Here is a 12482-nt window from a genome sequence, read left to right on the forward strand (position 1 = left end):
TAATGAACACAAGTAGTATAGATAGATATTCTTTAAAGCAGTATACGCGGCTTATGATGTCCTTTTTTGGATGTTTGCTGGTATTGACGCTTTTTCAATATGGTATTCTATACTATAAAGGAGTTCTGGATTCTATTTTGTCCACTAGTTTATTAAAAGCAATTGTACACCAAATTGGCTTTACCGCGCTTATGGGTATTGTTATGGTTTTCCCGTTTAACTTTTGGGAAAATCTACGTTCCAAATATGGCTTCAATCTGGTATTTGTGTTGCTAAGTATTGTTTTAATCATAGAAGCTATGCTAACTGCATACTACTGTACCACGTTGGTGCCATTAGGGTCAGATTTATTGGGGTATAGCTATTCTGACATGAAAATCACGATAGCCAATTCTGGTGGATACATAATTTCAGTGTACTTGCTAATTGCCTCTGCTATTTTAATCGGTCTATTTTTAATACTGTACAGGATCACTTCTAAATTCTATAACAGAATTAGTAAAATGTACCCGTTTACCATAGTTTTATTTAGTTTGTTCGTTGCCTCGTTATTTACAGATGGTAAACCTATTAACCAAAATAAAGTACAGTACCTAGCTGTAAATCTTTACAATTCTTCTACTGAAGACAATTCGTATACTTCTACGGAAGAATATCCATTAGTAGAAAGTTCAAATATTGAAAATGTACTTGGAGATTACTTCGAATTAAAAGAGGAAAAACCTAATATCGTTTTTATAATGGTTGAAGGTTTAGGTAGGGATTTTGTTGGTGAAGGTGCTGAATATGGCGGATTCACTCCTTATCTAGATTCATTGACCACTAAATCTTTATACTGGGAGAATTTTCTAAGTAATACCGGTAGAACTTTTGGCGTACTACCTTCATTGTTAGGGTCGTTGCCATTTGGTAAAAGCGGTTTCATGGAGTTAGAGGAATACCCTAATAAGTTGACCCTGTTTAGTGTACTTAAAAATAACGGTTACCATACTTCATTTTATCAAGGAACCAATAGCTCTTTTGATAAGGTAGATAGATTTCTAAAAAGTGAAAATGTTGATTTTGTTTTGGATAAATCAGGATTCGGAAATAAGTACCAACAACAGGCAGAAGACGCTGCAGGTTCTTCTTGGGGTTTTCCAGATTTAGAATTATTCAAGAAAAGTATCAGTTTAGAAAGAGGAGAAAATCAGCCAAGGTTAGAGGTTTATATGACTATTAGTACACACGAGCCTTTTATTCCGCCTAATCAAGATTTGTATGAAGGCAAAGTAAAAAACATACTGTCAAAAGAAGGCTTCGATTCTAGGGTTGAAAAAGTGATTGAAAAGAATGATAATGTCTTTGCCACACTTTTATATACCGATAATTCTATAAAATGGTTCATGGAATCATATAAGTCTCAACCAAATTATGACAATACTATTTTCATAATAACTGGTGACCATAGGTTAATTCCAATTCCACAGCGTAATAACATCAGTCGTTTTCATGTGCCATTAATTATGTACAGCCCAATGCTGAAATCTACACGAAAAATGAGTTCTGTTTCTTCTCATTTTGATGTTACTCCGTCTATTTTGGCGCTATTAAATGGTTCTTACGAATTAAAAATGCCTAAGAAAGTCGCTTGGATGGGGGGCGCTATAGATATGCAAACTGCCTTTAGATCCACAAAAAACATTCCTCTTATGAGAAATAAGAACGAATTAAAGGAATATATAAGTGGAGAAAAACTATATACAGATGGCGATATTATGCAAATAGATGAGAATATGGATATCAGCTCTGCTTTTGGAGGTGGTGCTATTGAATCTACTTTAGAACGTTTTAAGTCCGTAAACCATTACGTTACTACAGAGAACAAAATTATACCTGATAGCTTGGCAATTTTTACCATTCAAAAAGAAAAATTTACCGATAGTGAAACGGTTTGGTTGAACAGTGTTTATGATGGTAAAGATTCTGATAAGGGCTATTTTAAGGCTAGGGATTTAGCATGGAATAAAAAATGGGACAAAGCGTTATTGTTATGTCGCTACAACCTTTCTGGAGCACCTAGTCATATAGATACTAAAATATTAATGGGCAGGGTAAACTCTTGGCAAGGAAACCATGAAAAGGCTGCGGAGATTTTACAAGAATGCATTGCTATTAATCCCAATTATATAGATTCTTATGCCGCGCTATTTGATGTGTATTATTGGTCAGATAAGTTGAGAGAAGGTTTAGAATTAATAGATAAGGTTCAAGAAAATAGTTCTAGTGCCAATGAAATAACAGATAAAATTTCAAGGGCACGTACAATTGCTAGAAATGCAGGAATTAAAGTGCACCAGCTAAAAAAGAAAGAACCTTTAAATACAGTAGCGTCAGTTAAATAATGAGTAATACGTACGTACATATCATCCTTTTGGTCCTATTTGCCGGTATCTATCAAGGTACAGGTCAGGATACTGATGATAATTTTGACACGGCATATGCATTGGCTTATGAAGGCAAAACGAATACTGCGCATAATATGCTGTACGTATTAGTTAATAAGCCTGCTACAGATGTGGAAACTTCTTTATTATGGGCAAGTACGCTTAGTTGGCGAGGTAATTATGATTTAGCTCGGTCATCGTTTAATACCATTTTATCCAAAACCAAGAACAATAGAGAAGCATGGATCTCAGCTATAAAAAATGAGTTGTACGCTAAAAACTATGCTACCGCTTTGGGACTGTCCAACAAAGCATTGGTACATATAGAAAATGATGAGGAAATTATAAGACTTCAAGCAATAGCAACTGACGGGGTTAATGGTTTGTCGTATACTGAAGATGGTTGGTATAATGTAGACAGTGCTGTCAAAACGAGATTGGTAGTAGCTAAAAAACAAAAACCAACAGTAGCGAAGAGCATTGATAATAAGAACTTAGAATTGGAAAGAAAAACACCGGTTACGGAAGAGAAGTTAAAGAATTCTGTTATGGTAAATAGTTCTGTAACTTTCTATGACCAGCGTTTTGATCCCATAACTACATCTAGTATTGCTTTTAAAAGACAGACCCCTTATGGTTCTATTATTCCAAGAATAAACAATAGCAATAGGGTAGGTAAAAATGGAATTCAATTAGATATTGATCTGTATCCTAAAATTGCAAAGGGTTTTTATGCTTATGTAAACTATGGCTATTCAGAATCAGATTTATATCCTAACCATAAAGTTGGTGGAGATATATATTACAACCACAAAAGCGGATTTGAATTTTCTGGTGGTGGTAGACTAATAAATTTTGCAACTAGAGATGTAAAGTCGATCACCAATTCACTGGGGTATTATAAGGGCAATTATTATTTTTCTTTGCGATCTTATATTACTCCAGAATCTAACAACTTAACCAATGTTTCTGGAAATCTATTGGTACGTAAATACTTGAAGGATGCTGAAAATTATATGGGTTTTAATGTTGGTTACGGATTTTCACCTGAATTGAGGCAATTTACATCGGGTAATCAATTATTGGCAGAAACACTACTGTATATTGAATCGCAACGTTTAAGTTTTGAATATCAATTTACCAGTAAAAATAATCTTAGTGCTTACAGAACCAATGTAGGTGTCTTGCGTCAAGAGCAATCTTTTGATCCTGGCAGTTATTTTTACTCTATCTCTGCAGGATTAACGTATGAGTTTAATTTTTAGACTTCATAGCAGGTATCCATTTATCGGCATACATTCCATATACTAAGCCTAACTCATTATCATACACATATCGTTCGTCTTTTCCGGCGTCAAAATTCACATTGAATACATACACTTTAATTTCGGCATCTCTTAGTTGTAGCATCAATTTCTTCTGACTAGCGATTATCCTTCTTGAAACCGCCACATGCTTTACATTGTTTACTTTTAAAAAATTCACTTTATCACCTTTAATACTTAATAAAGGCTCTTGAGAAATCATAGTGTTTATTCCATGTTCAGATGCTTTTTCTACTGCCATAACACTAAATAGTTCCATTATTAGACGTTTCTTATCTATAAAGGCGTCGGCAAATGCAATAGGGTCATTAACTTTATCTGTAATCAATGTAGCGTCAGGGTGATTTTTAAACCAGGTATTTATTCCATCCATATCTAAGGTCGTATAATCGCCATAAATTTTCTGTTTCATGAATTGCGAGTGGGTAGGAGGTAAGGTTCCTGTATAATCGGTAAAACGTGCCCACATGTTCCAATCATGGGCGGCCACTAATTTTCCGTCAGATGTTTCAATAATGTCCAACTCAAAAATTCGGAATCCCTTTTTGTAATTCTCATCTAAAGCATGTTTGGAGTTTGTTGATTTTACACCATTTACTTCACCTCCTGCATGCGCAATGTACCTATCACTGCTAGGTTCAAACTCATACACCTCTTTTGGAAAGAAAATTTCTTTGCCACCTATTTGTGCATTTACTTGAATGGTTTCTGTAATGGAATTGTCGTTTATTTGTTCAGAAATAACCCCTTTGGTATTATGCATAACATATGCTTGCCTTCCTTTTAAAGTACTTAATTGAATGAGTCCTAATGCACTAATTTGTTTTTCATACCCGGTTAATTGTGCTGCGGCCGAATCATGTGCCAATATGGCGAATGTGGCTTTTGATTGTATCATTTTAGTAAGAACATCTAAAAGATCTTGCACATCTTCTTTACTACCGTAGGTATCAAAAGTTTTAAATTCAAAATTATTACCCGCTTGAAAATGAACTATGGTGAGACCGCGTTCTATGGCTTCTAATTGCGAGTCATACATAAACGTACTTCGTTCATGTGTATTAAAGCTATGACTATTAAGCACCACGTCTCCGTAAATTACACTTTCATTAAAAGAACTTATAGTATATGTTGTAGCTGCTTCTAAATGGTTTCCTATGAACAGGGAAACGAATAGCAAACAGATTTTGAAGTTTATAGTACTATAGGGGGATTTCATCATTATAAATGGATTTTTTCAACACTAGTTTACCATTAAGTATATGTTGTACTAATATGGTTATAAAGAAAACGAAATTAAAAGTCTGGTATTGTGATAAGGTAAATAATTGTATTCATCTAATTTATAGATGATTACAGGTCTAGTATTTTTAAATTTTTTGACTCATAATTAATCTGCATCTCATATAATCCTGTATTCTTAGGTTTAGTATCGTTTAAATCTAATTGTTTTGTTTCTAAAACTTCGGTAAAATACCAATAAAGAGGATGAACTGCGCATCTCAAAAGCCTTGTAAAATATAGGTTTCATAGTTTTTAGATACTAAACAACACTTTTTAGTGGGTTTTACAACAAATTTAAAATGGTTCACCACAATTTGTTGTCACAGCCTTAACATCACTATATATTTACTTCCAAGATATGTGTACCCAAATTAAGATTAACTTTTAAACCTACAATATGCTTTACGACACCTACGGAGAAGAATACCTTGTGTTTCTTCAAGATTTAAATGAAATTCTTAGTATCAACGAATTAGCTGAGTTGGACTATATGTAAATGTCTACCAAACCAAACACCAAAAACAAATAACCCATGGCACATCAAAATCAAGATTTCTCATCCTATCAAAACTTTATTCAGGATCTTAATAGCATCCTAGTAAACTTTAATATCAACAAATTGACCCATTCGTAATGTTCTAAACATTAGAAAAAAAGAAAGCGCCCGTAAAAACGGGCGCTTTCTTTTTTTTAAAACAATTGTTATATCTAGCCTAAATAGGTCTTAAGTAACTTACTTCTAGAGGCATGACGTAATTTACGTATAGCCTTTTCACGTATTTGTCTCACACGCTCTCTTGTTAAATCAAACGTTTGTCCAATTTCTGCTAAAGTCATTGATTGTTGGTCACCAATACCATAATACAATTTAACTACATCTGCCTCTCTTGGAGATAATGTATCTAAAGCTCTATTAATTTCTGTATTTAATGACTGTTGTAATAAAACATTGTCCGGTCTTGGAGATTCACCTGAACGTAATACGTCATATAGGTTAGAATCTTCGCCTTCACGTAAAGGTGCATCCATAGATACATGTCTACCTGAATTCTTAAGTGATTGTTTCACTTCAGAAACCGTCATTTCTAATTCTTTTGCAATTTCTTCTGGAGAAGGTGGGCGCTCATGTGCCTGTTCTAAGTAAGAAAATGTCTTTTTGATTTTATTAATTGAACCAATTTTGTTCAACGGTAAACGAACTACTCTAGATTGTTCTGCTAAAGCTTGTAATATAGATTGTCTGATCCACCAAACGGCATAGGATATAAACTTAAATCCTCTTGTTTCATCAAATCTTTTTGCTGCTTTAACTAACCCTAAATTTCCTTCATTAATTAAATCTGGTAATTTAAGACCTTGATTCTGATATTGTTTTGCTACGGAAACCACAAATCTTAAGTTGGCCGTGGTTAACTTTTCCAAAGCTGCTTGACTACCTTCACGAATCTTCTGTGCTAATTCTACCTCTTCATTCGCAGTAATCAAATCAATTTTACTGATATCTTGCAAGTATTTATCCAGTGATTTTGACTCACGATTCGTTACCTGCTTGATAATCTTTAGTTGCCTCATATGTGTGTATGGAATTTAGAAGTTGTACAAGTTTACAGTATACCGCTTTTTATCCTAATATCCTAATGTATTTCACTAATGTTGTACAGCATTTATTAGCTTTAACAAAGCTTTAAGCATTTAGGACGTTATATTTCGATAGCTTATTTTTGAACTTAGACAGTTATTTAATATGAGTAAAAGAGCCCTAAAAACATATATCTCCAAACTTCCTAAAAAGGCATTGGAAGAACAAATAGTGGAGCTTTACGAAAAATTCCCTGCCGTAAAAACATATTACGATTTTGCGTTTAACCCTAAGGAAGATAAATTGGTACAAGATGCCAAGGCAAAGATATCTAACGAATACTTTCCGTTAAAGCGTAGAAGACCTAAAGCAAGACGTTCTGTAGCACAGAAATTCTTGAAGCATTTTATAAAGTTGGGCGTAGATCCTCACCTTGTAGCAGATGTTATGTGTTGCAATTTAGAAATTGCTCAGGCCTTTTCTATGGAGAAAAATGTGGCAGACTCTTTTTACCGTAGTATGCTAAACTCATTTAACGAAGTCATACAGTATACCACTGTACAAGGTATTTTTCCTGAGTTTAGAGAACGTATCTTAAAAATATATACAGAAACACAAAACCAAAAATGGCTTTTAGAAGATGAATTCTCTAAAGCTTTGGATATTATAGATTAGCAATATGGCAATAGTTATTATAAGACAAGATTCTAAGATTGAATTGTGGAAAAACGCTTTACAAAAAGCGGACAGCTCTTTAAAGGTGTATAGCTATTTAGAAGACCACCCAAAAGATGAGATTACTATGGCGGTCATTTGGAAACATCCGGCTGGTTCGTTGGCAGTTTATCCCAATCTAAAATGTATTGCTTCTGCTGGGGCAGGGGTAGATTATATTTTTGAAGATAATACCCGTCCAAAGAATATCCCAATTACCCGTATCGTTGATCCGTTTTTGGCCGGCGATATGTCCGAACATGTGCTTGCCGTAATCTTCGCACACCTAAAGAATTTAAACGCTTACAAATTAGATCAAGTTGCCAATGTTTGGGAACCTAAAGATTATCTACGAATTAAAGATGTTACTGTTGGTATTTTAGGTCTTGGGGAACTAGGTTCGCTTACCGCAACCGACCTTAGCAAATATGGTTTTAATGTGCAAGGGTGGAGTAGAAGCAAAAAAAATATTGATGGGGTGCAAACTTTCTTTGGTGAAGACCAACAGCAAAACTTTTTAGGTTCTACAGATGTTTTGGTATGCTTGCTACCGTTGACACCTGCTACCCAGGGTATTTTGAATACATCTTTAATGTCTCAACTTCCAAAGAACGCCTATGTGATAAACGTAGCCCGTGGCGGACATTTAGTGGATGAAGATCTGTTGGAGTTATTGGACTCAGGACACTTATCCGGTGCTTGTTTAGATGTGTACCATACAGAGCCATTGCCTACAACACATCCTTTTTGGAATCATAAAAAAGTACACATGACTCCCCATTATGCCAGTGTTTCAGATACCAATTCTGTAATGCCACAGATTGTAGATAACTATAAAAGGTTAATTTCTGGTAAGAAATTACTTCATCTGGTAGATTCTGACAAGGGATATTAATATTGTGTTTTTAAAGTTTTTTATTTCCTAGACCCATAAAAATCACATAATTTTATAAGGTTTTTGCATTATTAATCTATTTAAGCCTACCACCTTTTGAAATTACAGAAAGAGACCGTTGAGAAAACCTTATATGATTATCAAGAGGAAGATCTACATGCTATTTTTAAGTATCTAGATGAGAATGGGGATAATTCTAACTTACTATACCAATTACCTACCGGTGGTGGTAAAACTGTGGTATTCTCTGAAATTGCCAAGCGCTATATTGCAAAGACCAATAAGAAGGTAATTGTACTTACCCACCGTATAGAATTAAGTCAGCAGACTTCTAAAATGCTGAACGGTTTTGGAGTTAAGAACAAGATTATAAACAGCGAAGTAAAAGAATGGCAAGACCAAGACGAGTTTATGTGTTTTGTGGCTATGGTAGAAACGCTGAACAACCGTCTACAAGAAGAGAAGATTGAAATAAACAATATCGGTCTTGTTATTATAGATGAGGCACATTACAACTCTTTTCGAAAACTATTTAAATTTTTTGAAAACTCCGTTATTCTTGGGGTTACCGCAACACCGTTAAGTTCAAATATTAAGCTTCCCATGAAAGACAACTATAAAAAGTTGATTGTGGGCGAGTCTATAGATTCCTTGATTCAAAAGAAGTTTTTGGCCAAAGCGAATATGTATAATTACGATGTAAGTCTGCAAACCCTTAAACTGGGTATTAGTGGAGATTATACCGTAAAATCTTCTGATGAGTTATACGGTAACCATAGTATGCTGAATAAACTGGTGGCTGCCTATAATGAAATTGGAAAAGGAACCAAGACTCTTATATTTAATAATGGTATAAACACCTCAAGGTACGTATGCGAGACGTTTAAGAAGGCTGGGTATAATATTCGCCATCTCGACAATAAGAACAATGCAAGTGAACGTAAAGAGATTCTAAAATGGTTTAAAGAAACGCCCGATGCCATATTAACATCGGTAAGTATTTTAACTACTGGTTTTGATGAGCCTAGTGTAGAAACCATTATTCTAAACCGTGCTACACGCTCACTTACCCTATATTTTCAAATGATTGGTCGTGGGTCTAGATATTTGCCACATAAAGAGGAATTCAATGTTATTGATATGGGGAACAATGTTGCCCGTTTTGGTCTTTGGAATGCAGGTATCGATTGGCAAGAGATTTTCCACTTCCCAGATTTCTATTTGGAAAACATAAAGAATGATGAAGAGATAGAACGTGAATTCGTTTATGAAATGCCGGCAGATTTACGCGCCGAATTTGCGAATTCTACCGATATTGATTTTGACATTAAAGCGGAATACAAAAAGAGCTTTGCTAACGGAGAGAAATCTAAACTGGTGCTTGAAAAAAGTATAGACCAGCATGCAAAAATTTGTGTAGAGAATTCTGAAGATGTTTTTGATGCCCGTATTCTGGCAAAAAAACTAAAAGAGGAAATTAAATACCGTGTCCGCCAATATTCATATTGTATTATGAACAATACAAAGAACTACAAAGAATGGCTAGAGGAAGATTACGAACGAAAATTACGTTCTAAAATCTCTAAGATGTTCGCAGCTAAGATGTAATTCTTACGGGGGATTAGGTATTGAAAATTAATGTTCATCTAATTGTTAATTCTTTATTCTAGGGCGGTCTTTATTATTGGATGTTGAAAAATGACCAGACCATGATTAATAACCACTTAACATGGTTAAATTCATATGCTAGAACCACTAGAACATTCCCTACCAATGAAGAATCGCTTATTTACCCTTATTTTAATTCTAACTCTTGTTTTTTATGCTATTGTCGGTTATCATTTTTTAACCGGTTGGCACCCCATTATAATGATGATTTTTGCCATTCTGTTAGGTCTGGTAATTAACTTAACTGTATTCACATTACTTAACCTCATTGGCAAAGGACTAAAAAGTATTCAGCTAAAATCTATTACTGCAATTCTAAGCGGTATTATCGTTTTTATCATCTTAAAGTATGTTGGTTTTGGCTGGCCAATAGTATTCTATAGTGGCATAATTACTTTAGGGATTCTATTTTGTATCGCCATTTATAGATTTCAATTAAAAAGATCATTTCGATCAAGTGCCTTTCTTCTCATAATGGGAATTGGTGTCGGCTATGTATTATTAATTTTAGCTGGATCCGGTGCTGATCCTTATGAAAAAGAAGTCCCTCTAGCTTTTTCAACTAATACTAATTTTCTCCCCTCGGAAGCGACTTTAGAGAACCCTGCTGCTATAGGTCCTTATACCGTTAAGACATTTACGTATGGTAGCGGTACCGATGAACTACGCGAAGAATTTGCTGCGGGAGTTACCTATAAAACCAATACTGTAGATGCCACATGGTTGATTCCCGACTGGATCGATAAAAAGAAGAAATGGCGTGAACGCTATTGGGGATTCGGTGCAGAAAACTTTCCATTAAATGGTAGGGCTTATATGCCTAAGGGTGAGGGTCCTTTTCCGTTAACTTTAATCGTGCATGGCAATCATAGCATGATAGATTACTCTGATGATGGCTATGGGTATCTAGGCGAATTATTGGCAAGTAGAGGTATAATAGCAGTGTCGGTGGATGAGAATTTTTTAAATGGACATTGGTCTGGAGATTTTAGGGGAAAAGAAATGCCCGCTCGTGCATGGTTACTTTTAAAACATTTAGAACAATGGAGAAATTGGAATACAGAAGAAGGACATGAGCTATCCAAAAAAGTAGATATGGAAAATATTATGTTGGTTGGTCATTCTCGTGGTGGCGAAGCGGTTTCTATTGCAGCAGCTTATAATCCGTTGCCCTATTTTCCTGATCAGGCAAAAGAGAAATTCGATTTCAATTTTAATATCAAAGGGGTGGTTGCACTTGCACCGACAGATTATAGATATGACCGAAAAATTATATTGAACAACATCAATTTCTTGAGTATACAGGGTTCTTATGATGCAGATGAAGTCAGTTTTTGGGGTATGAGACCATATCGTCGTTTGCAGTATACAGATTCTATTTCTAGATTTAAATCGGGAGTATATATTCACCATGCCAATCATGGTCAGTTTAATTCCACGTGGGGAAATTCAGATTTTGGAGCCCCATCCAAATGGTTATTGAACTTAAATCCGTTATTAAAAGAAGAACAACAGCAAGAAGCCGCTAAAGTATTTATTAGTGCTTTTGCGGAAGCCTCTTTAAAAAACAATCAAGAATACCGTACACTATTTAAAGATGTGGCTATAGCTAAACAATGGTTGCCCGTTGAACATTACTTAACTTCTTTTCAGCCATCTAATTTTCATACTATTGCTGATTTTGAAGAAGATTTAGATGTTACAACAGCAAAGGATGACACAAAAATACAAACGAGCCATTTAGCACTTTGGAAAGAGCAAAATCTACCAACTCGAGACAAAGGAAGCCAAGAAAATAATGCTGTTATTCTTGGATGGGATGCCGAAACTTCTGCTAGTTCTTCGGATATGGGTGTTTATGAATTGACGCTCTCGGCTAATGATGCTAGTGCGTTTACAACAAATTCAACATTACAATTTACGTTGGGTGCAGGAAATCATGAATGGTTAGATATTAACTTAACCGAAGCGCAAAAAGAAGCAAAGAAAGATGAAGATAAACGCGAAGTGCAACAGCTAGATTTCACCATTCAACTAACCGATGCATCTGGACACACAAGTGCTATGAAAATTAATGAGATTAAAGGCATTACCAAACCGTTAAAGACAAGGTTCACCAAATTCAAATTCTTGGATAAAGATATGATCGGAGAAGATTGGGAAGTGCAGTTACAGACCTACCATTTACCAATACAACGCTTTATAACCGCTAACCCTGAGTTTACCGCGAAAAATATAGCATCCATTAAATTTATTTTTGACCAAACTGATTTTGGAGTAGTGGTACTTGATGAAATAGGGGTTTCGGGAAGTTAGTTGTTGGTTGTTCGTCATAGCGGGCAAAGCGCGGCTACCTGTTTCTTCGGAACACACCTACATACTATCTAATGAATGGTCGGTTCAAGTGAATTTAGAGGTATTAGAAATTAGTATCGAGAACCCTTCTGTGTTCCAAAGGTTCTCGATACAACTTTTTGGTTTTCGCAATGCTACAACTAAAAAGCCACTCGAACTGACAGAGGTACTAAAACGTACTTATTTACAATGATTCAACAGATTGCCACGTCGCGAAAAACTCCTCGCAAAGACAG

Annotated in this window: 8 protein-coding genes; 6 read left to right on the top strand and 2 right to left on the bottom strand. The window is 35.1% G+C overall.

The genetic code is table 11. The annotated features are described in order from the left end of the window. Window positions 1-2: 2 nt before the first annotated feature. Complete coding sequence (locus BM296_RS16735) at window positions 3-2384, top strand: sulfatase-like hydrolase/transferase (RefSeq protein WP_091904721.1); 2382 nt, start codon at window positions 3-5, stop codon at window positions 2382-2384. Continuing rightward, complete coding sequence (locus BM296_RS16740) at window positions 2384-3691, top strand: YaiO family outer membrane beta-barrel protein (RefSeq protein ID WP_091904724.1); 1308 nt, start codon at window positions 2384-2386, stop codon at window positions 3689-3691. The genes BM296_RS16735 and BM296_RS16740 overlap by 1 nt, the downstream gene beginning before the upstream one ends. Here the strand turns inward: BM296_RS16740 and BM296_RS16745 are convergent. Together BM296_RS16745 and BM296_RS16750 are read right to left on the bottom strand one after the other, a co-directional pair. Then, a complete protein-coding gene (locus BM296_RS16745; RefSeq protein ID WP_143099096.1) occupies window positions 3681-4973 on the bottom strand; it encodes an interleukin-like EMT inducer domain-containing protein in 1293 nt (430 codons plus the stop codon). The two genes, BM296_RS16740 and BM296_RS16745, sit on opposite strands and share 11 nt — an antisense overlap. 770 nt (window positions 4974-5743) lie before the next feature. Then, window positions 5744-6607 (bottom strand): sigma-70 family RNA polymerase sigma factor, encoded by an 864-nt coding sequence (locus tag BM296_RS16750; protein WP_027066973.1) that lies wholly within the window; start codon window positions 6605-6607, stop codon window positions 5744-5746. Window positions 6608-6779: 172 nt separating this feature from the next. On the opposite strand from BM296_RS16750, the gene BM296_RS16755 reads away from it, so the two are divergent. From BM296_RS16755 to BM296_RS16770, 4 genes are all read left to right on the top strand, one after another. After that, window positions 6780-7289 (top strand): DUF6155 family protein, encoded by a 510-nt coding sequence (locus BM296_RS16755; RefSeq protein ID WP_091904730.1) that lies wholly within the window; start codon window positions 6780-6782, stop codon window positions 7287-7289. Between the two features lie 4 nt (window positions 7290-7293). After that, on the top strand, window positions 7294-8223 hold the full coding sequence (locus tag BM296_RS16760; protein WP_091904733.1) for a 2-hydroxyacid dehydrogenase: 930 nt from the start codon (window positions 7294-7296) through the stop codon (window positions 8221-8223). Window positions 8224-8319: 96 nt separating this feature from the next. Next, window positions 8320-9831: a DEAD/DEAH box helicase gene (locus tag BM296_RS16765; RefSeq protein ID WP_027066976.1), complete on the top strand. Its 1512-nt coding sequence runs from the start codon at window positions 8320-8322 to the stop codon at window positions 9829-9831. Between the two features lie 135 nt (window positions 9832-9966). After that, window positions 9967-12207 (top strand): APC family permease, encoded by a 2241-nt coding sequence (locus BM296_RS16770; protein ID WP_143099097.1) that lies wholly within the window; start codon window positions 9967-9969, stop codon window positions 12205-12207. Window positions 12208-12482 lie beyond the last annotated feature (275 nt).

The organism is Maribacter stanieri (assembly GCF_900112245.1).
GTDB classification, from domain to species: domain Bacteria; phylum Bacteroidota; class Bacteroidia; order Flavobacteriales; family Flavobacteriaceae; genus Maribacter; species Maribacter stanieri.